21 protein-coding genes are annotated in these 25,684 nt (G+C 61.8%); 13 read left to right on the top strand and 8 right to left on the bottom strand.

The annotated features are described in order from the left end of the window. Positions 1 to 3: 3 nt before the first annotated feature. The gene (locus EE36_RS06055; protein WP_005850474.1) at positions 4 to 1,134 is read right to left on the bottom strand and encodes a murein hydrolase activator EnvC; all 1,131 of its coding nucleotides are present in this window, start codon (positions 1,132 to 1,134) and stop codon (positions 4 to 6) included. Continuing rightward, entirely contained in the window at positions 1,131 to 2,648 is a 1,518-nt protein-coding gene (gene gpmI, locus EE36_RS06060) for a 2,3-bisphosphoglycerate-independent phosphoglycerate mutase (RefSeq protein ID WP_005850477.1), read from the bottom strand. The genes EE36_RS06055 and gpmI overlap by 4 nt, the downstream gene beginning before the upstream one ends. Positions 2,649 to 2,833: 185 nt before the next feature. On the opposite strand from gpmI, the gene EE36_RS06065 reads away from it, so the two are divergent. The 3 genes from EE36_RS06065 to polA all read left to right on the top strand — a co-directional run bounded on the left by EE36_RS06065 (position 2,834) and on the right by polA (position 6,611). Further along, positions 2,834 to 3,013, top strand: coding sequence for a zinc-finger domain-containing protein (locus EE36_RS06065; protein ID WP_005850479.1), 180 nt, complete (start codon positions 2,834 to 2,836; stop codon positions 3,011 to 3,013). A 62-nt stretch (positions 3,014 to 3,075) separates the two neighbouring features. Next, the gene (locus EE36_RS06070; RefSeq protein ID WP_254655547.1) at positions 3,076 to 3,693 is read left to right on the top strand and encodes a TIGR02117 family protein; all 618 of its coding nucleotides are present in this window, start codon (positions 3,076 to 3,078) and stop codon (positions 3,691 to 3,693) included. Positions 3,694 to 3,812: 119 nt separating this feature from the next. After that, positions 3,813 to 6,611, top strand: a complete 2,799-nt coding sequence (gene polA, locus EE36_RS06075) for a DNA polymerase I (protein WP_005850483.1) — start codon at positions 3,813 to 3,815, stop codon at positions 6,609 to 6,611. Positions 6,612 to 6,635: 24 nt separating this feature from the next. On the opposite strand, the gene EE36_RS06080 is transcribed toward polA, so the two are convergent. Together EE36_RS06080 and EE36_RS06085 are read right to left on the bottom strand one after the other, a co-directional pair. Then, positions 6,636 to 7,391, bottom strand: coding sequence for a hydroxypyruvate isomerase family protein (locus tag EE36_RS06080; protein WP_005850485.1), 756 nt, complete (start codon positions 7,389 to 7,391; stop codon positions 6,636 to 6,638). Positions 7,392 to 7,440: 49 nt separating this feature from the next. Further along, positions 7,441 to 8,019, bottom strand: a complete 579-nt coding sequence (locus EE36_RS06085) for a DUF1285 domain-containing protein (RefSeq protein WP_005850487.1) — start codon at positions 8,017 to 8,019, stop codon at positions 7,441 to 7,443. A gap of 70 nt (positions 8,020 to 8,089) precedes the next feature. On the opposite strand from EE36_RS06085, the gene EE36_RS06090 reads away from it, so the two are divergent. The 5 genes from EE36_RS06090 to EE36_RS06110 all read left to right on the top strand — a co-directional run bounded on the left by EE36_RS06090 (position 8,090) and on the right by EE36_RS06110 (position 17,021). Next, positions 8,090 to 9,097 (top strand): MoxR family ATPase, encoded by a 1,008-nt coding sequence (locus tag EE36_RS06090; RefSeq protein ID WP_005850489.1) that lies wholly within the window; start codon positions 8,090 to 8,092, stop codon positions 9,095 to 9,097. Beyond that, positions 9,094 to 9,978, top strand: coding sequence for a DUF58 domain-containing protein (locus EE36_RS06095; RefSeq protein WP_005850491.1), 885 nt, complete (start codon positions 9,094 to 9,096; stop codon positions 9,976 to 9,978). Before EE36_RS06090 ends, EE36_RS06095 begins: the two co-directional genes overlap by 4 nt. Next, positions 9,975 to 12,737 carry a DUF4159 domain-containing protein gene (locus tag EE36_RS06100; RefSeq protein ID WP_005850493.1) on the top strand — a complete coding sequence of 921 codons (2,763 nt, stop codon included), beginning with the start codon at positions 9,975 to 9,977 and terminating at the stop codon, positions 12,735 to 12,737. The genes EE36_RS06095 and EE36_RS06100 overlap by 4 nt, the downstream gene beginning before the upstream one ends. Further along, entirely contained in the window at positions 12,734 to 14,776 is a 2,043-nt protein-coding gene (locus tag EE36_RS06105; protein WP_005850495.1) for a membrane protein, read from the top strand. The genes EE36_RS06100 and EE36_RS06105 overlap by 4 nt, the downstream gene beginning before the upstream one ends. A gap of 103 nt (positions 14,777 to 14,879) precedes the next feature. Then, the gene (locus EE36_RS06110; protein WP_005850497.1) at positions 14,880 to 17,021 is read left to right on the top strand and encodes a response regulator; all 2,142 of its coding nucleotides are present in this window, start codon (positions 14,880 to 14,882) and stop codon (positions 17,019 to 17,021) included. Here the strand turns inward: EE36_RS06110 and yaaA are convergent. From yaaA to EE36_RS06130, 4 genes are all read right to left on the bottom strand, one after another. After that, positions 17,006 to 17,785 (bottom strand): peroxide stress protein YaaA, encoded by a 780-nt coding sequence (gene yaaA, locus EE36_RS06115; RefSeq protein ID WP_005850498.1) that lies wholly within the window; start codon positions 17,783 to 17,785, stop codon positions 17,006 to 17,008. The two genes, EE36_RS06110 and yaaA, sit on opposite strands and share 16 nt — an antisense overlap. A 29-nt stretch (positions 17,786 to 17,814) precedes the next feature. Then, on the bottom strand, positions 17,815 to 19,860 hold the full coding sequence (gene recQ, locus EE36_RS06120; RefSeq protein WP_005850499.1) for a DNA helicase RecQ: 2,046 nt from the start codon (positions 19,858 to 19,860) through the stop codon (positions 17,815 to 17,817). A gap of 109 nt (positions 19,861 to 19,969) precedes the next feature. Beyond that, positions 19,970 to 20,257, bottom strand: a complete 288-nt coding sequence (locus EE36_RS06125; RefSeq protein ID WP_005850500.1) for a YggT family protein — start codon at positions 20,255 to 20,257, stop codon at positions 19,970 to 19,972. 102 nt (positions 20,258 to 20,359) lie between these two features. Beyond that, on the bottom strand, positions 20,360 to 20,686 hold the full coding sequence (locus EE36_RS06130) for a BLUF domain-containing protein (protein ID WP_254655548.1): 327 nt from the start codon (positions 20,684 to 20,686) through the stop codon (positions 20,360 to 20,362). A 201-nt stretch (positions 20,687 to 20,887) separates the two neighbouring features. On the opposite strand from EE36_RS06130, the gene EE36_RS06135 reads away from it, so the two are divergent. The 5 genes from EE36_RS06135 (at position 20,888) to arfB (ending at position 25,530) form a co-directional block, all read left to right on the top strand. Then, positions 20,888 to 22,261: an MFS transporter gene (locus EE36_RS06135; protein WP_005850502.1), complete on the top strand. Its 1,374-nt coding sequence runs from the start codon at positions 20,888 to 20,890 to the stop codon at positions 22,259 to 22,261. Next, positions 22,258 to 23,193, top strand: a complete 936-nt coding sequence (gene mepA / locus EE36_RS06140; protein WP_005850503.1) for a penicillin-insensitive murein endopeptidase — start codon at positions 22,258 to 22,260, stop codon at positions 23,191 to 23,193. The genes EE36_RS06135 and mepA overlap by 4 nt, the downstream gene beginning before the upstream one ends. A 2-nt stretch (positions 23,194 to 23,195) precedes the next feature. Next, complete coding sequence (locus EE36_RS06145) at positions 23,196 to 24,062, top strand: esterase-like activity of phytase family protein (protein WP_005850504.1); 867 nt, start codon at positions 23,196 to 23,198, stop codon at positions 24,060 to 24,062. 92 nt (positions 24,063 to 24,154) lie between these two features. Continuing rightward, on the top strand, positions 24,155 to 24,775 hold the full coding sequence (locus EE36_RS06150) for a queuosine precursor transporter (RefSeq protein WP_037942876.1): 621 nt from the start codon (positions 24,155 to 24,157) through the stop codon (positions 24,773 to 24,775). A 332-nt stretch (positions 24,776 to 25,107) separates the two neighbouring features. Next, positions 25,108 to 25,530 carry an alternative ribosome rescue aminoacyl-tRNA hydrolase ArfB gene (gene arfB / locus EE36_RS06155; protein WP_005850506.1) on the top strand — a complete coding sequence of 141 codons (423 nt, stop codon included), beginning with the start codon at positions 25,108 to 25,110 and terminating at the stop codon, positions 25,528 to 25,530. Positions 25,531 to 25,684 lie beyond the last annotated feature (154 nt).

Consider the following 25,684-nt stretch of genomic DNA (forward strand, 5'->3'; position numbering starts at 1 on the left):
CGTTTATCCATCCTTATCAGTTCGGAACCAGTCTGACGGGTCCTGCGGAACATTGTTCTCTCTTACTTCTATATAGAGCGTTTCTGAACGCTCCACGCCAGCCCCATCACCATTTGGTGACAGCGCCTGTTGATTTACGCCGGCCGGGCCGCCCATAAGGCCAATCGGCGTCTCTGCCCCGATCACCTGCCCTGCCTCGCCATAAACCACATCCAGCCCTGCCAATACAAACAACGCCCCGGCCCGAGGTTCAAGAATGACCACGTTTCCCAGGTCCAGCAGCGGGCCGGTGTAGCGGATTGTCGCCGCCGTGGGCGATGTCACGATGGCACGCGGGCGGGTCGCGAGGATAATCCCGGGGCGCGTCACCCCCGCCGCATCGGTTTCATTGGCGCGGCGCAGGATCACGCCCTGCACCGGCAAGGTCAGGTCGCCCTTCTGCCCTTCGAAATCGGCGGGCGCATCCGCAATCGGGTCCGAGGTCATCTCGGACAGGCCGCTGGCGAACCCCGATAGCGTCTCGGAGGTCGAGATCAGGATCGCGGTGCGCACCGGGTCTTCGTTGAAGCGTTTGGGCAGATCAGTCCGGTTCGCCATCGCCTGATTAAGCTCTGTCCGGGCGCGCTGGATTTCCGTCAGCCCCTCCTGCAAGCGCTGTGCCGCATCGGTTTGAAGCGCCCGCAGGGTCTGCACGTCTTCAAGATCCTGCCGCAAGACATCGGCGCGGGTGTTCAGGGCCGGTGTCAGCTCTGCCAGCAGCATACCCGCGCGTGCGGTGCCAACGGGCCCTTCAGGATGCAGGAACAAGGTGGGCGACGGGTTGCCGCCGATGCTTTGCAACACGCCCAGCAACTGCGCGACCTCGCCATCGCGGGCCTGTAGCTTTTTGCTCAGCTGCGCCTCGTTGATGGCCGCCTGACGCAGCCCCTCGCGCATGGCCCCAAGGCCGGTTTCAAACGCCTGAATCGTCTGGGTCAGCGCCTGCACGCGGTCCCGCGCCCCATCTGCGGCGTCCAACTGGGCAGAGGCCGCTTCAAGGTCGGCCATCGCGCGGCGCGCCTGTTCTGCCGCCTCGGTTTGCGCAAACACGCCAACGGGCCAGAACATCAGGGCAAGGGCGCAAAGGCGGATCATTCGAGCAGCGACTTTCCCGTCATCTCGGCCGGTTGATCCAGCCCCATCAACTGCAACACTGTCGGCGCCAGATCGGCCAGACGACCGCTGCGCAGGCTGGCCCCATCGGGCCCGCCGACAACCGCCACGGGCACGGGGTTGAGCGTATGCGCCGTATGCGCCCCGCCGGTTTCGGGATCAATCATCGTTTCGCAATTGCCGTGGTCCGCAGTGACAATCATCGCGCCGCCGACATCCTCAAGCGCCTCAAGCACGCGCCCAAGGCCGGTATCCACCGCCTCGCAGGCCGCGATGGCGGCATCAAGATCACCGGTGTGCCCCACCATATCGGGGTTCGCGTAATTCACCACAATCAGGTCGTAGCGGTCCTTGATCGCTTGCACGAAACGGTCGGTGACTTCCGCACAAGACATCTCTGGCTGCAAATCATAGGTCGCCACATTCGGCGACTTGGGCATATAGCGGTCCTCGCCCGTTGTGGGGGTTTCCTCGCCCCCGTTCAGAAAGAACGTCACATGCGGGTATTTCTCTGTCTCGGCCAAGCGGAACTGCCGCAGGCCGTGCTGTGCGACCCATGCCCCAAGCGTGTTCACGATCTCGGGCTTGGGGTACATGGTGGTCATGAACGCCCCATGCGCGTCGGAGTATTCCGCCATGCCCATCACCGCAGACCACGCAGGCCGCGCGCCTGTGTCGAAGGCGTCAAACTCCGGATCCGCAAGCGCCGACATGATTTCGCGCGCGCGATCGGCGCGGAAATTCAGGCAGAAGATCCCATCGCCGTCCTGTACGCCGGTGTAGCCCTCCAGCACCGTGGGCGTGATAAATTCATCGTTTTCGTCCAGACCATAGGCATCATTCACCGCATCGCGGGCCGTTGGGGCGGCACTGCCCTTGCCCTGCACGATCGCCTCATAGGCTTTGGCAACGCGGTCCCAGCGGTTGTCACGGTCCATCGCGAAATAACGCCCCGAGACGGTCGCGATGCTCGCCCCGTCGGGCAAGGCGGCTTGCAGCGTCTCGAAATAGCCCAAGGCCGAGCGCGGCGCGACATCGCGCCCGTCGGTCAGCGCATGGATCACCACCGGAATACCCTGCGCCCGCAGCGTCCGCACCGCGGCAATCATATGTGTCAGGTGCCCATGCACCCCGCCATCAGAGACAAGCCCCATCACATGCGCCGTGCCGCCGGTCTGTTTCAGCGTCTCGGCAAAGTCCAGCAACGGTTGATGGGTGGCAAACGCGCCTTCCTCGATCGCCAGATCGATCTGACCCAGATCCATCGCGACGACACGACCAGCCCCGATATTGGTATGCCCCACCTCGGAGTTGCCCATCTGCCCCTGTGGCAGACCCACATCAGGCCCGAAAGTGGTCAGCGTCGCCGAAGGGCAGCTTTGCATGATCCGGTCGACATGCGGGGTCTTTGCCAAAAGGGGCGCGTTTCCCTGGGGGTCATCGCGCAGGCCCCACCCATCCAGAATGCACAATACGACAGGTTTTGGGGTGTTCATCCTGAGACCGCTCCGCAGGTTTACAGTGGTTTTGCGTCTTTTAGCGGCTCTGTGGCCGATGGTGAACCTAATTCAACGCAGTTTACAAACTTGTAAGCAGAGGGCGGCCAAATCACACGGCGCACCCTTGCCCTGCCTGCGCGGTTTGGTCATAAGATGGGCGCATCAAAGCCAAGGACGACAGCATGACATCCCAAGCACCGGAAACCCGCATTGTGAACACCTGGCGCGTCGCCTGTGACGGCAGCGAAGGCGCCTTGGGGCACCCGCGCGTCTGGCTGCAAATCCCGCAAGACAAGGGCTGGGTCGAATGTGGGTACTGCGACTGCAAGTTCATCCACGCCGAGTTTGAGGGCAAGGTCTGACCAAAGCGTTACGATGGCTGGGCGCGCTTGCGCTTTTGCCCGCGTGCTTTGTGCTTGCCGCAGTGATCGGTGCCCTCTGGGCCGCTCCTGCCTCTGATGAACCGCGCGCGGTGCCAACGCGCGAGGTGCTGCTGGTCCACGGACCCATCCACTATGATCTGCTGATCCCGATTGATGATATCTCGGGCCCGCGGTTTGCCGCGCTCGAGACGCTGGGTCTGCCGCTATCGCATCCCGATGCGCGGTGGCTTGTCATCGGATGGGGGGCGCGCAAGTTTTATACGGAAACCCCCACCTATCGCGAATTGAAGCCCGGCAATGTCTGGCGCGGGATTATCGGCGATGACGCGGTGCTGCGGATTGATGTCATTGGCCCCATCGCCCCGACCGCCAAACGCCGGACCGTGACGATGACCGAAGGCGCGTACCGCAGGCTGGTCGCAAATGTCTGGTCGGCGCTTGACCCCGGCCCTGACGGGCTGCCGCAACGTGTCGATGTGGATGGGTATACCGCCACCGATGGATTCTTTGCCGCCAAAGGACGCTTTAGCATCCTGCGCACCTGCAACGTCTGGATTGGCGACCAACTTCGTGCGGCAGGGCTGCGGTTCGGACGCTGGACGCCGCTCCCCTTGTCGGTGAGCCTGTCCTGGCACCTTTACCAAAGCGAGCCCCGCTAGGCAGGGACGCTCCGCGGGGAGTTTATTTGGCAAAATGAAACCGGTCGCGGGCAATTGGCCGCTGGAGAGTTTGCCGGCTTCGTGGCACAAGAAAGCTTGTCTGAAAGAGGAGCACCGACATGTCCGGCACATTTGGCAAAGGTCACCATCTGCATCTGATCGACGGGTCGGCGTTTATTTTCCGCGCCTATCACGCGCTGCCACCGCTGACGCGCAAGTCGGACGGGCTGCCGATTGGTGCGGTGGCGGGTTTTTGCAACATGTTGCACCGCTATGTCGAAGGCAACACAGGCCCGGATGCACCCACCCATGTGGCCGTGATCTTTGACAAGGGCAGCCATACCTTCCGCAACGACATGTACGACAAATACAAGGCCAACCGCGAGGCCATGCCCGAAGACCTGCGACCGCAGATCCCCCTGACCCGCACCGCCACCGAAGCCTTCAATATCGCGTGCAAGGAAAAGGAAGGTTTCGAGGCGGACGACATCATTGCCACGCTCGCCGTACAGGCACGCGCCGCAGGTGGCCGCTGCACCATCATCAGTTCGGACAAGGATTTGATGCAGCTGGTCGGCGGCGGTGTTGAAATGCTGGATGCGATGAAAAACAAGAGCATCGACCGCGACGGTGTGTTCGAGAAATTCGGCGTCTATCCCGATCGTGTGGTGGATGTGCAGGCGCTGGCCGGCGACTCTGTCGATAACGTCCCCGGGGCACCCGGGATCGGGATCAAGACTGCGGCTTTGCTGATCAACGAATATGGTGATCTGGATGCGCTGCTGGAGCGCGCGGGCGAGATCAAGCAGCCCAAGCGTCGCCAGACCCTGATCGACCATGCCGACCAGATCCGCCTGTCCCGTGATCTGGTCAAGCTGGACGAGAACACGCCGCTGGACTTCACCCTTGAGGATCTTGAGGTGCGCGACCCTGATGCAGATCAACTGCTGGGCTTTCTGGCCGAGATGGAGTTTCGCACCCTGTCAAAACGTGTGGCCGAGGTGCTTGGAAAAGAGGCCCCCACCATCGCCGAGGCACCGGTCGCCGCCGATGTCCCGGCCGCGGCGGATGTGCCCTTTGACGCAGAGCTATATGAACACGTCAGTGACACAGCCGCGCTACAGGCCTGGATCGACCGTATCTACGAATTCGGCTATGTCGCCGTCGATACAGAGACCACCGGGCTGGACGATATGGTCGCGCAGCTTGTCGGCGTTTCGCTCTGTGTCGAACCGGGCAAGGCCTGCTACATCCCGCTCATCCACAAGGCGCGCGGCAGCGATGATCTGTTCGGGAGTGATGATCTCGCCGAGGGGCAGATCCCTACCGAAGAGGCGCTGCGCCTGCTGACACCGATGCTGGAGGATCACTCGATCCTCAAAATCGGGCAGAACATGAAATACGACAGCAAGATTTTCGCTCAGCTGGGGATCAACGTCGCGCCCATCGACGACACGATGCTGCTGTCCTACGCGATGCACGCCGGGCTGCACGGCCACGGCATGGACACGCTGTCTGAACGCTATCTGTCGCACACACCGATCCCGATCAAGCCGCTGCTGGGGACAGGCAAATCGGCCATCACCTTTGATAAGGTGCCGCTCGCCGATGCGGTGAAATATGCCGCCGAGGATGCGGATATCACTCTGCGTCTGTGGCAATTGTTCAAACCCCAACTTCACCGCGTCGGGGTGACGAAGGTTTATGAAACGCTTGAACGCCCGCTTGTGTCTGTGTTGGCGGCAATGGAACGCTCTGGCGTGAAGGTGGACCGCGATACGCTGAGCCGGATGTCCAACGCCTTTGCCCAGAAGATGGCAGGGCTTGAGGACGAGATCTATGAGCTCGCCGGGCGCAAATTCAACGTCGGCTCGCCCAAGCAGTTGGGGGAAATCCTGTTCGACGAGATGGGGCTGGAAGGCGGCAAGAAAGGCAAGACGGGGGCCTATGCCACCGGTGCCGATGTGCTTGAGGACCTCGCGACAGAGCATGACCTACCTGCGCGGGTGCTGGACTGGCGGCAGCTGTCCAAGCTGAAATCGACCTATACCGACGCGCTGCAGGACCACATCAACCCCGACACGGGCCGTGTGCATACGTCCTATTCCATCGCGGGGGCGTCGACCGGGCGGCTGGCTTCGACCGATCCGAACCTGCAAAACATCCCGATCCGGTCCGAAGAAGGGCGCCGCATCCGCGAAGCCTTTGTCGCAGAGCCGGGCAAGGCGCTGGTCGCGCTTGACTATTCCCAGATCGAGCTGCGGATACTGGCGCATATTGCCAATATCCCCGAGCTTAAGCAGGCGTTTCAGGACGGGATCGACATTCACGCGCTGACCGCCTCAGAGATGTTCGGCGTGCCGCTGGACGAGATGACGTCGGACGTGCGTCGTCAGGCCAAGGCGATCAACTTTGGCGTGATCTATGGCATTTCGGGCTTCGGGCTGGCGCGCAACCTGCGTATCCCGCGCGCCGAAGCACAGGGGTTCATCGACCGCTATTTCGAACGTTTCCCCGGCATCCGTACCTATATGAATGACACCAAGGCTTTCGCCAAAGAGCATGGCTTTGTGCAGACGCTGTTCGGGCGCAAAATCCACACGCCCGAGATCAACGCCAAGGGCCCCCGCGCCGGTTTTGCCCAACGGGCGGCCATCAACGCGCCAATTCAGGGCACCGCCGCCGATGTGATCCGCCGCGCGATGATCCGCATGCCCCATGCGATCAAGGATCTGCCCGCCACCATGTTGTTGCAGGTCCACGATGAATTGCTGTTCGAGGTGGAGAAAGGGGCCGAGGACGATCTGATCGCCGCCGCACGCCAGGTGATGGAGAATGCAGCCGATCCGGTGGTCAAACTGGATGTGAAGCTCGACGTGGATGCGGGCGTCGGGGCGAGTTGGGCGGAGGCGCATTAATCGTCTCTGAAGTGCCCCCTGCGGCTAGCTGAGTGTCATCCAGCCTAGGCTGTCTTCGGTCCGTGGGCCGGGGATGTATTCGCCACTGACCCAGCCGCGATACCCTGCGCGGCGCAGGGCGGCGAAGAGCGCGGGGAAATCAACCGTACCCGCCCCCGGCGCGCTGCGATCGGGCGCGTCGCCAAGCTGCACATGTACGATCAGGTCTTTGTATTGTTCGAACACCGCCACCGCGTCGCCGTGGATCATCTGCGCGTGGTAGCTGTCATATTGCAGCCCGACGTTCGGCCGGTTCACAGCACGCAGCACATCGGCGGCAAGCGCGTAGTCGTTCATGAAATACCCCGGCATCGCGACGGGGTTCAGCGGTTCAACCGTCAGGGTGAGCCCCTTGGGCGCGATATCAGCCGCCCAGATCAGATTGTCGATGAAGGTTTGCCGCGCCAGCGCGCCTTGCCCGTTGCCCGCCATGACATGCAGATAGCGGACCTTGAGCGCGGTGGCATATCGAAACGAACGCTGGATATCGACGCGGAAACGCGCCGCCAGTTCGGGCACCGCGGCAAAGCCCTGTGCGCCGCCGGTGTAATTGGGCGGCGGGGCGTTGATCAGGATCAGCTGCAAGCCGTTGGCGACACAGGCGCGCAGCGTCTCTTTGGCGGCCAGATCATAGGGGAAAAGCACCTCTACGGCGGTAAATCCTGCCTTTGCGGCGACGGCAAAACGGTCAAGATAGGGCAGCTCGGACCACAGCAGAGTAAGGTTCGCGGCTGGCTTCATGAAGGATCATCCGGTTCGGGCCGCTATCGTCGCGCTGTGGCAGGCAGGATCAATCGGGCAGTTCGTCCGAGGGGATAATACCAAAGAAGCTGCCGCCCGACCATACGCCGAACCAGCCGTCGTGATGCACGCCAAGCTCGACCAACCGGTAAAAGCTTTTGCGGTCGATCAGCGCCTCGAGGTTGCGGCGGATACGGACGTAGGGCGCGGGTTCACCATCTTCTGGGTCGCGCTCAACTCGGATAGGCAGATCGGGGCCTGCGACGGCGATGTCTTCCAGATTGGTCTGGAAGGTCAGCCTCTGGTCGGTGCCACTGCCTTCGGCCTCGAAATCGATGGCGACAAAGGGGGCGTCCTCGACCTTGATGCCGACTTTTTCAACCGGTGTCACAAGGAAATAATCATCTTCTTCGCGGATCAGAATCGATGCGAACAGCTTTACCAGCCCGATGCGTCCGATGGGGGTGCCTTGATAGAACCAAGTGCCGTCGCGTTTGATCTCCATGTCCAGATCGCCGCAAAACGGGGGGTTCCACTTTTCAACCGGCGGCAATCCGCGTGTTTTGGCGGCGGAAACAGAGGCGGCAAGGCTTTCTGCTGTCGGGGTCACGGTTTTTTGTCCACTCATTGCTTTTGCCATTTCCTGTTCACACGATACACTTACATCTAACTGATATAACCCCGAGGACGCAAAAGTCATGACCCAAGCCCGCGATATGGTAGCAGAAATCGAGACGCTTGGCGAAAAGCTGGCCGAGGCGAAGGCCTCGATCAACCGGCGTTTCATCGGGCAGCAACGGGTCGTTGACCTGACGCTGACGGCCCTGCTGTGCGGTGGCCACGGGCTGCTGATCGGTTTGCCGGGTCTGGGCAAGACGCGGCTGGTCGAAACGCTGAGCACGGTAATGGGGCTGGATGGCAATCGGGTCCAGTTCACGCCCGATTTGATGCCTGCCGATATTCTGGGGTCAGAGGTGCTGGACACCGCCGCCGATGGCACCCGCGCGTTCCGCTTTGTCGAGGGGCCGATCTTTTGCCAGTTGCTGATGGCGGACGAGATCAACCGCGCCTCGCCGCGCACCCAGTCGGCTTTGCTGCAGGCGATGCAGGAAAAGACCGTGACCGTCGCCGGACAGGACCGCGCCTTGGGGCATCCGTTTCACGTGCTCGCCACCCAGAACCCCATTGAGCAAGAAGGCACCTACCCGCTGCCCGAGGCCCAGCTTGACCGCTTTTTGGTGCAGATCGACGTGGCCTACCCCGACCGGGAGACAGAGCGGGATATTCTGCTGGCGACCACAGGGGATACCGATGCGCAGGCCGCACCCGTCTTTACCACGGCAGAGCTACTGGCCGCGCAAACGCTGCTGCGGCAAATGCCCGTGGGTGAATCGGTGGTCGAGCTGATCCTTGATCTGGTCCGCGCCTTCCGCCCTGACGGGCCTGATGCCAGCCCGCAAGTGCGCGATACCGTGGCGTGGGGCCCCGGCCCCCGCGCCGCGCAAGCGTTGATGCTGACGGTGCGGGCGCGCGCTTTATTGCAGGGGCGTCTGGCACCGTCGGCCGAAGACGTGATCGACATGGCCCGTCCTGTGTTGCTGCACCGTATGGCGCTGAACTTTGCGGCGCGCGCTCGTGGCGACAGCCTATCCGCGCTGATTGACACAACCGCTGCCAGCCTGATCGGGAAAAAGGCCGCGGCGTGAACAGCCCCGACACCCTTCGCATCCGATCAGAGGAGCAAGCCGCCCGTTTGCCCGCGCTGCTGGCCCGTGCAGAGCATCTGGCCGGTGCAGTCCTGCTGGGTGCCCATGGGCGTCGACGCGCAGGGGTGGGGGATGATTTCTGGCAATACCGTCCGGCACAGGCCGGGGATAGCCGTCGCAGCATCGATCACCGGCGTTCGGCCATGGGGGACCATGAGTTCGTGCGCGAACGTGAATGGCAGATCGCGCAGTCGGTCATGCTTTGGGTCGATCAGGGGGCGTCCATGCGCTTTGCCTCGACGCCTGCGTTGGAACAGAAGGGCGACCGCGCGCGGCTCATCGGATTGGCGCTGGCGATCCTGCTGCAACGGGGCGGTGAACGGGTCGGGCTGACCGGTAGCGCCCTGCCTCCGCGATCCGGCAGGCCGCAGATCCTACGCCTTGCCGAAGCCCTGTGTCAGGACGACGCCGCCGACTACGCCCCGCCGGAACATCGCGCCATGATCCCCCATGCACGGGCTGTGTTCATCTCTGACTTCATGGGGGATCTTGCGGGGGTGACCACCGCGCTGACCAAAGCGGCGGACCGCGGGGTGCGCGGCGTGTTATATCATGTGCTGGACCCCTCGGAGGAGGCCTTCCCCTTCACCGGCCGCACCATCTTTGAAAGCGTCGGCGGCACGCTGCGCCACGAGACCTTGAAAGCGAACGACCTGAAAGACCGCTATCTGGAACGGCTCGCCGCGCGCAAGGCAGAGCTGCGGCAGCTTTGTGCCCTGACCGGCTGGCAGTACGGGCTGCACCACACCGACAGCACCGCGCAATCGGCGCTTTTGTGGCTCTATGCGGCGCTGGATACGCGCAGCGGGGGGGCCGCATGACCGTTCTTGGGGGCATCGGCTTTACCGCGCCGTGGATGCTGTTGGCGCTTCTGGCGCTGCCGATCCTGTGGCTGATCCTGCGCGCGGTGCCACCTGCGCCGATCCGCCGCCGCTTTCCCGGCGTGGCGCTGCTGCTCGGGCTGAGCGATGATGAAAGCGTGTCGGACCGCACGCCGTGGTGGTTGCTGCTGCTGCGCATGCTGGCGGTGGCCGCATTGATCATCGGGCTGGCCGGACCGATCCTGAACCCGCAAGAGGAACAGACCCAAGGCACCGGCCCGCTGCTGATCGTGCTCGACGGGTCTTGGGCAGGAGCCACGCGTTGGCCGCAGCAAGCCGAAGCGCTAGAAGCGCAGTTGACCCGTGCGGCACGCGCTGGTCGCACTGTCGGTTTTCTTGCCCTCACCCGACCAGAAGCACCCGCCTTTCAATCCGCTGACGCATGGCGCAGCCGCCTGGCCGGGTTTGATCCCGCCCCTTGGCAGCCCTCCCCCGCCGACATTGACCGCGCGATTGAGATCGCGGACACGCTTGGCGGTTTCGATACCCTGTGGTTCAGCGACGGGCTTGCCTATGCGGGGCGCGACGCGATGCTTGATGCGCTTCAGGGCAAGGGCAGCGTCGAGGTCTATCAGACTGGCGCAGACGTACTGGCACTGGCCCCCGCGACCTATGAGGACGGGGCGATTACCCTGACCGCCAAGCGCGCCCTCGCTGGTGCCGAGCGGTCGGTGACCATCACGGCGCAGGGACGTGATCCGGCGGGCAATATCCGCGTCCTCGCCAGCGTTCCGGCCACATTCGACGCAGGATCAACGCAGGCCAGCGCGGCCCTGTCCTTGCCCGCAGAGCTGCGCGCGCGGATCAAGCGTTTCGACATCGCGGGCCAACGCTCCGCCGGGGCGACGACGCTGGTCGATGATGCGTTGCGGCGGCGCGAGGTTGGGCTGATCGCCGGACGCGAAAACCGCGAGGGGCTGGAGCTGCTGTCCCCCCTGCACTACATCGAACAGGCCTTGGCCCCCGCCGCCGATCTGATTGAGGGGGGGATTGGCGATGTGCTGCCCGCAAACCCAGATGTGATCGTGCTGGCCGATATCGCGACCCTATCGGAGGCAGAGCAGGCCCCCTTGATCGACTGGATCGAAGCCGGTGGCATGTTGGTGCGTTTCGCCGGTCCACGCATCGCCGCCAGCGACATCAGCCGAGATACCGAAGACCCTCTGATGCCTGTGCGCCTGCGGGCCGGTGGCCGCAGTGTCGGCGGCGCAATGAGCTGGGGCACCCCGAAAACGCTGGACAGCTTCCGCGAGTCCTCTCCTTTTTACGGCCTGGAGATACCGCAAGATGTGAACGTCTCGGCCCAGGTCGTCGCGCAGCCCGACCCGACACTGGCAGAGCGTGTGATCGCGTCGCTGAGCGATGGCACCCCGCTGGTCACCCGCAAGCAGGTAGGACAGGGGCAGATCGTATTGTTTCACGTGACAGCCACGGCCGAGTGGTCGACGTTGCCACTGTCGGGGCTGTTTGTGCAGATGATGGAACGGTTAGCGATTTCTTCATCTTCCGCCGGTATCGAGGCTTCGGACCTGCAGGGCACGACGTGGACGCCCCTGCGCGTGATGGACGGGTTTGGCACACTGTCTGACGCGGGTACGCTGCCCGGTGTGGACGGGGCTGATCTGATGGCCGCGCCTGCGGGCCCAGACCTGCAACCGGGGGTCTATGCCTCTGGCGATCGGCGCATTGCGCGCAATGTGGTGGTTGCAGATACCACCCTGACCCCCGCGGCATGGCCAGCGGATGTGCCAGTACGTGGGCTTGATGTGGCCGATGAACAGCCGCTTGCCGGTTGGCTGTTGTCCCTGTCGATCCTGCTGCTGCTCGCTGATGTCATCGCGTCGCTGTCCTTGTCGGGGCGGCTGCTCAGGCACAGCAATGCCGCAGCGCTGATCCTTTCGGCGCTGATCTATGCACCGACGCAGGCCGATGCGCAGGCGGACGACAGCTTTGCCCTGAACGCCACGGCGGAAATGACGCTGGCCTATGTGATCACCGGCAACGCGTCGGTTGACGAAATGTCGGATGCCGGATTGCGCGGGTTGTCGGATACGCTTTATTTCCGCACCTCGGTCGAACCTGCCAACCCCATCGGTGTGGATCTGGAGCGGGATGAGCTTGCCTTCTTCCCCATGCTTTACTGGCCCATCACCCCCGATCAGCCCCGCCCTTCGGATACGGCCTATCGCAAGCTGAACGACTATCTGCGCTCCGGCGGGATGATCCTGTTCGACACACGTGATGCGAATATCGCGGGCTTCGGGGCCGCCAGTCCCAACGGGCGCAAGCTACAAGATCTCGCCGCGCCGCTGGACATTCCCCCGCTTGAACCCTTGCCAGCGGATCACGTGCTGACCCGCACGTTCTATCTGCTGCAGGACTTCCCCGGACGGCACAGCGGACGCGATCTGTGGGTAGAGGCATCGCCCCCCGATGCCGAACAGGTAGAAGGGATGCCGTTTCGCAATCTGAATGACGGGGTGAGCCCGGTTGTCATCGGTGGCAATGACTGGGCCGCGGCTTGGGCCGTGTCCTCGAACGGCGCGCCGATGGTACCGATCGGGCGCGGTTTCGCCGGGGAACGTCAGCGCGAGCTCGCCTACCGCTTTGGCGTCAATCTGGTCATGCATGTGCTGACCGGCAACTATAAATCCGATCAGGTGCATGTGCCTGCGCTGCTGGACAGGTTGGGCCAATGACATCGACCATCATCTTCGACCCGCTGATTCCGCTGCCGATGTTATGGGGCGTTGCCGCACTGGCGTTGGTGGCCGTTGCTTTGGCGGTGCTGCGGGGGTTGCAAGGCTGGGCGCTGCGGGGGGCGGCGATGCTCGTCGTTCTGGCGGCGCTCTCTGGCCCCTCCGTGCAGCAGGAAGACCGCGCGCCGCTGACCGATATCGTCGTGATGCTGGAAGACGAAAGCGCCAGCCAATCCCTCGCAGACCGGCCCGCACAAACCGCCGCCGCCGCAGAGACGTTGGCGGCACAGATCACCGCACGCGAGAATACGGAACTGCGCCGCGTGACTGTGCCCGATGGAGAAGGCGATAGCGGCACGCAGCTGATGACCGCCTTGTCAGAGGTGCTTGCCGAAGAGCCGCGCGCCCGTATCGCAGGCATCCTTGCGCTCAGCGACGGGCGCATTCACGACGCCGATCTGCCCGTCGATCTGCCCGCACCGATGCATCTGTTGATGACCGGAAAGCAAAGCGATTGGGATCGCCGCCTGTCCGTCCGCAACGCCCCTGCCTTTGCCATCATCGGCGAACCCGTGACCCTGACCCTGCGCATCGACGACCTTGGGGCCGCCCCGCAAAAAGACGCGCTGGCCCCGCTTGAAATCTCGGTCGATGGGGAGCCGCCGCAGACCTTCCGCGTCCCCGTGGGGCAAGATCTGGAACTTCCCGTCACCCTGCCCCACGGCGGGCGCAATGTGATCCGGTTCTCGCTGCCCGAGGCCGAAGGAGAGCTGACCGACCGCAACAATGCCGCGCTGATCCAGATCAACGGGGTGCGCGACCGCTTGCGGGTGCTTCTCGTCAGCGGGGAGCCGCATCAGGGCGGGCGTACGTGGCGCAATTTGCTGAAATCAGACAGCTCTGTCGATCTGGTGCATTTCACGATCCTACGCCCGCCGGAAAAACAGGATGGCGTGCCGGTGGACGAACTTTCGCTGATCGCCTTTCCCACCCGCGAGTTGTTCATGGAAAAGATCGAGGATTTCGATCTGATCATCTTTGACCGCTACAAACGCCGCGGCATCCTGCCGTCGCTCTATCTTGAAAACGTCGCGAATTATGTGCGCGGCGGGGGTGCTGTGCTGGTCGCTGCCGGGGCGGATTTCGCGAGCGCCGACAGCATCTACCGTTCCCCCCTCGGAGAGGTCTTGCCCGCCACGCCGACCGCACGGGTGATCGAACAGCCCTACCGCCCGCTGGTGTCCGAGCTGGGGCACCGCCATCCAGTGACCAGCGGCTTACCCGAACAGGAAACATGGGGACGCTGGCTGCGGCAGATCGACGTGGCCGATCCCTTGGGCCATGTGGTGATGACTGGCGAAGATGACCGACCGCTGCTGATCCTGAACCGTGTGGAAGAAGGGCGCGTTGCGCTCATGGCGTCTGATCATGCGTGGCTGTGGAACCGTGGCTATGAAGGTGGCGGCCCGCAGCTAGAGCTGTTGCGACGGCTGGCCCACTGGATGATGAAAGAACCCGAGCTTGAGGAAGAGGCCCTGACCGCCACAGCCGAAGGCCAGACCATGCGCATCACCCGTCGCACGCTGGGGGACGACATCCCGCCTGTCACCCTGACCAACCCCGATGGCAGCACGGCAGAGATCACGCTTTCGCCAGCCACGCCGGGTGTCTTCGAAGGGGTTTACGAAGGCCCCGAGATTGGCCTTTACCGGCTGGAAAATGGCGACCAAAGCGCGGTGATCGGTTTGGGCCCTGCCGCCCCGCGGGAGTTTGTGGAAACGATTGCCAGCGACGAAGCCCTCGCCCCCGTCCTTGCGCCCCTGCGCGGTGGTGTCGCGCGGATCGAGGACGGCCTGCCCCGCATCCGCGACATACGTGTCGGGCGCCCCGCAGCCGGACGTGGATGGATCGGTCTGACCCCTCGCAACGCCTATGAAACACGTGACGTGCGACAGATGCCTATCTTGCCCGCGTGGCTCGTCCTGTTGCTGGGCAGCGCCCTGATCCTTGCAGCATGGCTGCGCGAAGGGCGGCGTTAACCTTAAAAACAACGCCACCGCCCGACAAATCACGCAACGCTTAAGCAGTTGTTCACCCCAAGCACCCCATGATCCCCCCGATAGGAGGGATTCGGAGCTTTGGATGAAACCAGCTGACCAGCTTGCCCATGAACAACGCCGCCGCGCAGAGGTGGAAGCGCTGCTTGAACAAACCCAGGCAGAGCTTTGTGCCGCTTACCGCAAGCTGGATGACCACGCGCAAAATGTCTCTGTCGAGATTTCTGAAACACGGGCGGAGGTTGAAAACATCCGCGGCGAAAACAAACGGGTGATGTCCGATCTATGTGCCGCGCGCGAACAGATCGAACTGACCCAACGCCGGCTGTGGCATTCGGTCGAAACCATCCACGACGGCTTTGCCTTTTTCAACAAAGACAATGAAATGATCATGGCCAATCGGTCTTATCTGGCCGTGTTCGACGGTATTGATGCCATCCGTCCGGGTGTCAGCTATTCTACCATCCTGCGCGTGCTCACCGATGAAGGGATCGTAAACATCGGGCGCCGCACGCCAGAGGAATGGCGCGCCAAGATGCTTCTGAGATCGCAGCAAAAGGCCCCCGCACCCATCATCATAAAGCTCTGGAATGGCGCATATATCAAGATTGTCGATCAAAGGGGAAAAGGCGGTGATATCGTATCACTCGCTCGCGACATTACCGAAACCGTGGAATATCAACGCAAGCTCGTCGATGCCCGCGCCACGGCCGAGGCAGCCAACAGCGCGAAATCTCTTTTCCTCGCCAAGATGAGCCACGAAATCCGCACACCGATGAACGGGATCGTAGGCATGACGGAGGTGCTTGGCGATACCGCGCTGACCCAAGACCAACGCCTATATGTCGACACCATAAAGACCTCTGGTGAAGCGTTGCTGGTCATCATCAACGACGTTCTGGATTTCTCGCGCATCGAGGCAAACCGGCTGAGCATCCACCCCGCCCCCTTTGATCTGGAACGTGTCTTCCAAGAGGTATTGCTGCTTTTACAGCCCCTTGCGGTGCAAAAGGGGCTGGACCTCGCGCTGGATTACGACCTGTTTCTGCCGCGCAAACTGGTCGGGGATGCAGGGCGCATCAGGCAAGTACTTACCAATCTGGTGGGAAATGCTGTTAAGTTTACGCAAAATGGACATATCCTGATCCGCGCCACGGGGCTTCCCGACGCGGGCTCTGGCAACGTACTGATCAAAATCTTGATCGAGGATACGGGCATCGGCATCGCGCCGGACATGATTGAACATATCATGGGAGAATTTACCCAAGCCAGCAGTGACCCCAGCCCCAATGCAGAGGGGACGGGACTGGGGCTCGCTATCTGCCAACGTCTGGTACAACTGATGGGGGGCGAGATTTGGGTCACGTCAGAGCATGGGATTGGATCGTGCTTCGGCTTCGAACTGCCCCTGAAAGCCCAAGAGGACAGTGCCGCGCCACCGCTTAAGCCCCCCCCCTTCCTGCGCCATGTCCTGATTGTCGAAAGGGAAACGATCTGCCGATCGATCTTGCAGCGCAATCTGGAACATATCGGTGTGCGCGTGACGTCCTGTGGCACCGGCTCAGAGGGGCTGGCCGCGCTGGACGGCAGTATTGATCTGCTGCTTGTCGACGACACGCTGCCCGATATGGACGGGATCGAATTTGCCCGCGCAGTGCACGTCTCCGACCCCGCGACCCAGGTAATCCTGTACAGTCAGACACCCGACAAAATCCGCGATAGTATGGATGATACGAGCGTGCGCCGGATCATGAAGAACCCGATCAGCGTCACCGAGCTACTGGCCGAGGTGTCAACGATGCAGCCGGTGCCTGTAGGTACCCGTCCGATGCGGGTCTTGGCGGCCGAGGACAATAAGACCAATCGTCTGGTGCTTCGAAAGATGCTGCAACGGCTGAACATCGACCTGCAACTTGCCACCAACGGGCAAGAGGCAGTTGCGCTGTTTGAAACCTTCCGGCCCGATCTGGTGTTCATGGACATTTCTATGCCCAAGATGAATGGAAAAGACGCCGCCGCCGCCATTCGTGCGCTGGAAGACGGGGCAAGCAGTTGCCCGATTGTCGCGCTGACAGCGCATGCCATTCAGGACGAAAAGGAAAGGATACTCGCCGCCGGGCTGGATCATTTCCTCACCAAACCCTTGCGCAAGGCTGAGCTTGTGGCACTCCTTAACCGTTACTGCCCCAACGCGGCTTTCCCGCTGGAGGGTCAGCTGGTGGGATAGGGCCGCACAAATACAGGTTTTTCCGGCGTCGACAGCTCTTTCTGCCATGCGTACCCGCCGATATCGAAATCCTTGATCGCCTCGGCGTCGGTAAGGCGGTTCTGCACCACGAAACGCGCCATCGCGCCACGGGCTTTCTTGGCGTAAAAGCTGACAATCTTGGGCCCTTTGCCGTCCGATTTATCTTCCATAAACTGAGGTGTCACAACCGTCGGCACCAGCGCCTTAAGGTCGACCGCGCCAAAATATTCCTGGCTGGCACAATTCATCAACGCCTTGCTGTTGGTCTGTTCCGCCTGTTCGTTCAACGCTTCGGACAGACGCGCGCCCCAATAGTCGTACAGCGACTTGCCCCGCGGCGTTTTCAATCGGCTGCCCATCTCAAGCCGGTAGGCCTGAATGGCATCCAAGGGACGCAGCACACCATAAAGCCCCGACAGAATGCGCAGGTGATCTTGGGCATAGTCCAGTTCATCAGGGTCCAGGCTGGTCGCTTCCAGCCCCTGATAGGTGTCACCAGCAAAGGCAAAGGCAGCGGGGCGCACAACATCGGGGGACGGTTTTTCCTCGAACGCGGTGAAACGATCGCGGTTCAGCTTGGCCAGTTTCTCGCTCAGGTGCATCAATGATTGCAAATCACCAACGCTCAGCTCGCGGGCCACCTTGACCAAGGCGACCGCATCTTCCTGCAGGTCGGGCGTCGTCATAGCGACGTCGCGTGGGGTCCAGTCCATTTTCTTGGCGGGAGAGATAACGGTCAGCATGGATTTTCCTTTTTTGGTCGCAGCAAGAGCTAGCCCGCTTGCTGCAAAACGTCCAGAAATGCGGGGCCAAACCTTTCGGTGCGTTTCTCGCCCAAAATGCGTTCGATGGCTTCAAGGTTCGGCGCGTGCAGCTGCGCCACTTTTGCCAGCAGCGAGGTCGAACAGCTCAACGGTTTTTCGCCGCCATCCGCCCCGCGAGACAAGGTGGCTTGCACTTCGCGCAGTTGATCGAACACCGATCCTGCCGCGCGTCCCGCCAGCTTGCGCCGCGTCGGGTGCATCTCGGCGGCGGCCCCGTTGATCACCTCTAGAAACGCATCGCCAAAGTTCTCGAGCTTTTTGGCCCCCACCCCGCCGATACGGGCCATGGCGTCCAGTGTATCCGGGCGTTTCTCGGCCATCTCGATCAGGGTGCGGTCGTTAAAGATGATATAGGCGGGCACTTTGGCGGCTTCTGCCAGCCCGCGTCGTTTCGCCTTGAGCGCAGAGAGCAGCGGCGCATCCTCGTCGCTGACCATCGCCTTGACCGCAGGACGGCGCTGCGATGCGGCGGCGCGGATACTGTCCCGACGCAGAGAGATCGACGCCTCACCGCGCAGGATTGGCAATGCGGCATCGGTCATGCGCAGCGCACCGTGACGCGCGGCATCGGGGCGCACCAGATCGTGCCCCATCATTTGCCGGAACACCGCCTGCCATTCGCGTTTGTCATATTCCTTGCCCACGCCATAGGTCGGTAAATCGCTGTGCCCGCGTTCACGGATTTTATCGGTTTCATTGCCCAGCAGGATGTCGATCAGATGACCTGCGCCAAACCATTCCTCGGTGCGCAGCATCGCCGACAGCGCCTTGCGCACGGCGGTGGTCCCGTCAAACACCTCGACAGGCGTATCGCAAAGGTCGCAATTGCCACAGGTGACATCGGTTTCATCAAAGTATTTCAACAGGTTCGCACGGCGACACGCCAATGCTTCGGCCAGCCCCAGCAGCGCGTTCAGCCGTGCATGATCAGCGGCGCGCCGTTCCGGCGGGGCGAGCCCTTCGTCGATCTGGCTGCGGCGCAATCGGATATCATCGGGGCCGAACAACGTCAGCGTCTCGGCCGGCGCACCGTCGCGACCCGCCCGCCCGATTTCTTGATAGTAGGCTTCGATGGATTTCGGCAGATCGGCGTGGGCCACCCAGCGGATATCCGGCTTGTCGATGCCCATGCCAAAGGCCACTGTCGCCACCACGATCAGCCCGTCTTCCTGCTGAAAACGGCGTTCGGCGGTGCGGCGGTCGTCCGCTTCCATCCCGCCATGATAATGCAATGCCAGATGTCCGTCGTCGCGCAACGCTTTGGCCAACCCTTCGGTCTTAGCCCGCGTTCCGCAATAGACGATGCCCGACTGCCCCCTACGCCCTGACGCAAAGTTCAGTATCTGCGCGCGCGGCCCGTTTTTGGCCGCAAAGGCCAGATGGATATTGGGCCGGTCGAACCCGCGCAGGAAGGCGCGCGGGGGGACACCATCGAATAGTTTCTGAACGATCTCGGCTTGGGTTTCCGTGTCCGCCGTTGCGGTGAACGCGGCCAGCGGAACGTCAAGCGTACGACGCAATTCGCCGATGCGCAGGTAATCCGGGCGGAAATCATGGCCCCACTGGCTGACGCAATGAGCCTCGTCCACGGCGATCAGCGATACGCCAACCCGTTTGAGCATGCCCGTAACCGACCCCGCAGCGAGCCGTTCTGGGGCCATGTAGAGCAGCTTGAGCGTCCCGGCCTCAAGCCCTTCCCACACGGCATCGGTTTCCTCTAGCGTATTGCCAGAGGTCAGCGCCCCCGCCCCGACGCCAAGCTCTTGCAGCGCGCGGACCTGATCGCGCATCAGGGCAATCAACGGCGATATCACCACCGTCACCCCGTCGCGCAAAAGCGCAGGCATTTGGAAACAAAGAGATTTACCACCACCCGTGGGCATGATGGCCAATGTGTTTTCGCCGGCGGTAACGGCCTCTACGATCTCTTGCTGGCCGGGGCGAAACCCGTCAAATCCAAAGACATCACGAAGTAGCGTGGCAGCGCCTGACATGAAAAACCCAACTGTATCTAACCTGCAGTTTGCAGAATCTCATAGTCGCGGGCGGGGAACAATCCCTGCCCGTGCGTCCGGCGGGGTCTTTGCCCCAGCAGCCGCCCGATCAGTAGAACAGCGCGGCGTTGTTGATCAGCAGGATACGCAGAACGGCAACGGCGATCAGAACGACCAGCGGTGCCAGATCAAGCCCGCCCATTTGCGGCAGAAAGCTGCGGACCCGCCCATAAACAGGCTCCAACAAGCGATTCAGCCCATCCCAAACTTGCGCCACCAAAGGTTGACGAAGATTTAAAACCTGAAAATTAATCAGCCAACTCATGATGACATGCGCGATGATGATGAACCAAACGATGTTCAGCAGAAGCATCAGGATCTGAAACAGGGATGTCATAAGGGGGCCTTTCGTTGCACAGCGCGAAAGTAGGTGCGCTGGCATCAAAGAACAAGAGCGGCAGCGCCTTGGCACCGCCGCTCTTGGTAAAATCGCATCACATCACGCTTGCATCGCGTTGATGACGACAGAAAAATCCAGACTATCGACCTGAAGCATGGACCAATCGGCGAAATGCCGTGTCTCGATCGGCTTTTCGTCGAGAATTTTGAAGCCGCTGTGACGACTGTCTTTCTGGATGTTTTCGATCAACTGGCGGATGTCGGCTTCTTCGCCCTCAAGCACCTGACAAAAGTTGCGCCCGTTGTAGGCCAAGGCACCAGTGACGCCATTTTTTTCATTCTCGCGCACAGCGACGGTAAATATGTCGGCAACATCCGCCTTAGAGACCGAAGGAACTGCGGTGCTGAAGTACAAAAGCCGGATCATCGACATACGGAGCCTCGTAAAATTATCCAAAACATTCTTAACGTTGGCACCCTGTGTAGGCAAAAAGGATTTGAAAAGCGACCCTTTTGATATGTCTTATGACATACTGATGGGCAGTTCACGCTTACGTTGCGCATAACACCGCTCTTGCGCCGCGTAGGGCTGCTGCACTACCGTCCGTCAAAACAGGAGAAAGCAGTCATGGCAGCCACGTCAGCGCGCAAGAAAATCTGGGGCTGGTACTTCTTTGACTGGGCCAGCCAACCCTATAACACGCTTCTTCTGACGTTTATTTTCGGCCCCTACTTCGCGCAAACAGCAACGGCAAATCTGGTGGACGGCGGCATGGCGCTGGATGCGGCCAAGGCGCAGGCACAGGCCTATTGGGGCTACGGGCTGACGGTTGCGGGGATCATGATCGCGATACTGGCCCCGACACTTGGGGCGGTGGCTGATTCATCGGGCAAGCGGATGCCGTGGATCTGGCTGTTTTCGGGACTTTATGTGGTGGGATCAGCCGCGCTGTGGTGGACCGCCCCGCAAGATTTCTCGGTCCTGTGGGCGCTTTTCTTCTTTGGCATTGGCCTGATCGGGATGGAATTCGCGACAATTTTCACCAACTCCTATCTGCCAGAGCTGCACCCCGACCCGGGAGAGCGCGGGCGGCTGTCGGGGTCAGGCTGGGCTTTTGGCTATGTGGGCGGTGTCGTGGCGCTGATCGTGATGATCGCGCTGTTTCAGGCGGGCAGCAATGGGCGCACAATGGCGGGGCTAAGCCCGCTCTTCGGGCTGGACCCCGCGACCAAAGCCGATACGCGCATCGTCGGGCCACTGACCGCAATCTGGTACGCGGTCTTTATGATCCCCTTCTTTCTGTATGTGCGCGATACGCCGGTGACCGGCGCGGCGCGGTACCGCGTGGGGCAAGGGCTTTCTGATCTATGGGTCACGCTGAAGAACCTGCCGCGCCACCCGTCGCTGCTGGCCTATTTGGGGTCATCCATGTTTTACCGCGATGCGCTTAACGGAATGTACACATTCGGCGGGATATACGCGCTTGGCGTATTGAACTGGAGCATTATTGATATCGGCGTCTTCGGGATACTTGCCGCGATTTCAGGCGCGGTGTTCTGCTGGGTGGGCGGGCGTGTGGATCGTGCGATCGGGCCGATGCCTGTGATCGTAACATGCTGTCTCATCCTGATTGCAACGGCCGTGCTGATCATCTCGCTGACGCCCAACTCGATTATGGGCATCACGCTGGCCGAAGGATCCTCCGCGCCCGACATCGCCTTTTACATCGCCGGTGCTTTGATCGGTGCGGCGGGCGGGGCGCTGCAGGCATCGTCGCGCAATATGCTGACCCGTCAGGGCAACCCCGACCGCATGACAGAGGCGTTTGGCCTTTACGCGCTATCGGGCAAAGCGACCTCGTTTCTGGCCCCTGCGCTGATCGCCATCGCAAGCGACGTATCCGGCAGCCAACGGATCGGGATCGCCCCTGTCGTAGGGCTGTTCATCATCGGCCTGGTTCTGTTAGTCTGGGTGAAACCGAACGGAGATTTCGCGAAATGATCCTGACACGAATCCTCACATGTACCGCGCTGGCCCTTACGCTGGCGGCTTGCGGCGGGTCACCGTCCAAGCCGAATGCGGAAGCGTCCAAAATCCTGCCGACCATCGGGTCGTCGGGGGGCGCGCGCAGCAACATTCAGGCCAAGAAGCTTTTTGGCGCGAAAGCCGACGGGTCACGGCAGTCTTCCGCCGCTTACGGCAGCTATTCAAAGGGCTGTGTCGCGGGGGCACAACAACTGGCGGAAACGGGGCCGACCTGGCAAGCGATGCGCCTGTCGCGCAACCGCAACTGGGGCCACCCGGAGATGATCGATTACATCAAAACGCTCAGCGCGAAGGCCGCACAGCAACCCGGATGGGAAGGGCTGTATGTCGGCGATATCAGCCAGCCCCGTGGCGGCCCGATGCTGACAGGGCACGCCAGCCACCAGATGGGTCTGGACGCCGATTTCTGGATGCTTCCGCCCAAGTCGCTGTCGCTGAGCCGGGCAGAGCGTGAAAGTATTTCCTCTATCTCCATGCGTCGGGCCAGCGGTGCCTATGTGAACAGCAGCTGGACCCCGCAGCACCATCAGGTGCTCAAGGCCGCGGCATCTGACCCCCGCGTGGCGCGCATCTTTGTTTTCCCCGGGGCCAAGGTGCAGATGTGTGCCGACGAAAAGGGCGACCGCAGCTGGCTGCGCAAAATCCGCCCTTGGTACGGGCACCACTATCATTTCCACGTCCGGCTGAGCTGCCCCAAAGGGGCGACCGGCTGCGTCAACCAGGATCCGCCCCCTGCGGGCGACGGCTGCGCCGATGCGCGTCAGTGGCAGGCGAATATCCTGAACCCGCCCCCCCCAAACCCCAATGCGCCCAAGCGCAAGCCAAAGCGCGAACTGCTGCTTGCTGACCTGCCAGCGCAATGCCAATCCGTGCTGGATTCGAACTAAGTTTGCTACAGATCCTTTTTGCCCTCGGCTTTGCCTCCGCTGCTTTTGCGGCGGGTGCAAATGGCCCTATTGCGCAGCATCAGCAGTTGACGTGGGAGCATGACGCCCCCTGGTTCGGTGGCCTGTCCGGTGTCGAGATGCGCGCGGATGGCAAACAGCTTACGGCGATCAGTGACCGCGGGCGGATCATCGTGGCCGACCTGTCGCGCGACGCGCTTGGCACGCTGACGGGGATGGAGATCATCCATTCCGTCGCGCTGCGCGATAAGAACGGCGCGGTGATGGACAAACCCGAGGCCGACGCCGAAGGTCTGGCGATTGCGCCGGATGGCAGCATCTTTATCAGCTACGAAGGCGATCATCGCATCGCGCGTACCAACCTTGCCGACGGCACCCCATTGCAGTTCATCGCCCCGCCCGAGGACGCATTGCTGCGCGACAATGCCGGGTTTGAAGCTTTGGCGGTCGATGCAGCAGGCGCGCTTTATGCCTTGCCCGAGGATAACCGCGGCGATCAGATCCCGCTGTACAAATACCAAGACGGCACGTGGCGCATCGCGGCCTACCTCGAAAATGACAGCCCCTTTGTCCCCGTGGGTGCGGATTTCGACGACGAAGGGCGGCTGTATCTGCTTGAGCGTACGGTCACCCCACTGGGGTTTCGCACGCGCCTGCGGCGGATCGAACTCTCTGGGGATCAGGCCAGCGCGGTGACGCTGCTGCAAACCCTGCCCGCGCGATACGACAACCTAGAGGCGCTGACGGTTTGGCGCGACGCCATCGGGCGCACGCGGGTGATGATGATATCGGACGATAATTTCCTGTCAGTGCAGGAAACCCAGGTGATCGAGCTGACGATAACGCAATAGCTTGCGCGGGTGCCCCGCCTTCCCTACAACGCATGACGTCTGCGATCCCCGCAGGCCAAGTCGCCGCACCCTTGCAAAAAACGGTTTCAAATATGACACGCACCTACCTTCCCGGCATTCTTGCCATGGCCGCCATCGTTGTGGCCTCCAACATTCTTGTACAGTTCCTCTTTGGCCAATGGCTGACTTGGGGCGCGTTCACCTATCCGCTGGCGTTTCTGGTCACCGACGTGATGAACCGCGTCTACGGCAAGGATGCCGCGCGCCGTGTCGTGCTGGTAGGCTTTGTCGTCGGGCTGGTCTGTTCGCTGATCGGGACACAGATCATGGGCGAGTTCGGGCCGCTGGTGACCCTGCGCATCGCGATCGGGTCCGGTGTGGCATTCCTCGTGGCGCAATTGGTCGATGTTGCGATCTTCTCTGCGCTGCGCGATGGCACGTGGTGGCGTGCGCCCTTGGCCAGCACGCTGGTCAGCAGTACGCTTGATACGTTGCTGTTTTTCTCGATCTCATTTTCCGGTGTCCTGTCGTTCCTGCATCCTGCAACCGATGTGTCCTGGGCGGCCGAAATGTTGCCATTGCTCGGCAGCGGCCCGCTCGCGCCGCTTTGGGTATCGCTGGCCGTTGCAGACTGGTCTGTGAAACTCGGGATTGCGCTGATTGCCCTGATCCCCTTCCGCATCATCACTGCACAACTTTTGACCCGCAGTTGATAGGCACCCTTTTGTGAACCGGGACGGCTGCAGAAAACGTTTTGCGTTTTCAGATTACTGTGCCAGTCTTCAAGTGAGTTCAACAAATGTAAAGGAGGTGATCCAGTGTCAAGAACGGTATTGGAGCGAGGTGTCGGAACAGCTTGGGAGGTATCCCGTTAGGGCAGCCCCTGACGGTTGAAACAACCCGGGTGGATCGCCGATCTAACCGATCCCACCTCCTTAAACCATTCGATTGGGCCGCTCCGCACAGGGGCGGCCCTTTTCGTATCTGGGCGTTCCCCTTTCCCTTGGGTCTGCGCGATGCGATAGTCGCCATGAAGGAGAGTTTGATGCTGCGGATCACGGACGAGATTGCCATTCAGGACTGGGAGCTGACGGAAAGCTTCATGCGTGCCTCCGGGCCCGGCGGTCAGAATGTGAACAAGGTCTCAAGCGCCGTGGAACTGCGGTTCGAGGCCGCGACCTCCCCTTCTATTCCGACGCCGGTTAAAAACCGTCTGCGCAGACTGGCGGGCCGTCGTTGGACGACCGAGGGCGCTTTGGTGCTGCAATGTGACGAAACCCGAAGTCAGGTCCGCAACCGCGAGATTATCCGCGAACGCTTGAAGGAGCTGATCACCGCCGCGTTGAAGCCGCCCAAAAAGCGTATCCCGACACGCCCCACGCTCGGTTCGAAGAAACGCCGGCTGAAGGCGAAAAAGACGCGGGGCGAGGTGAAGGCGCTGCGCGGGCGGGTTGATCCGCCGGAATAGCCTGCCGCGGGGCCTGCCCTGCGCCCCCGTTCCATCACTTCTATAGCAGCACCGCTATCTCGCCGTTTTTTGCCGGTATGTGCCCCCTATCGGCAAATCGCCGCCAGAGCGCCGAATCCGCGCCGGAACGGATCGCCGTGGCCCGGTGTTCCCC

Origin of the sequence: Sulfitobacter sp. EE-36 (genome assembly GCF_000152605.1) — a bacterium.
Lineage (GTDB): Bacteria > Pseudomonadota > Alphaproteobacteria > Rhodobacterales > Rhodobacteraceae > Sulfitobacter > Sulfitobacter pontiacus.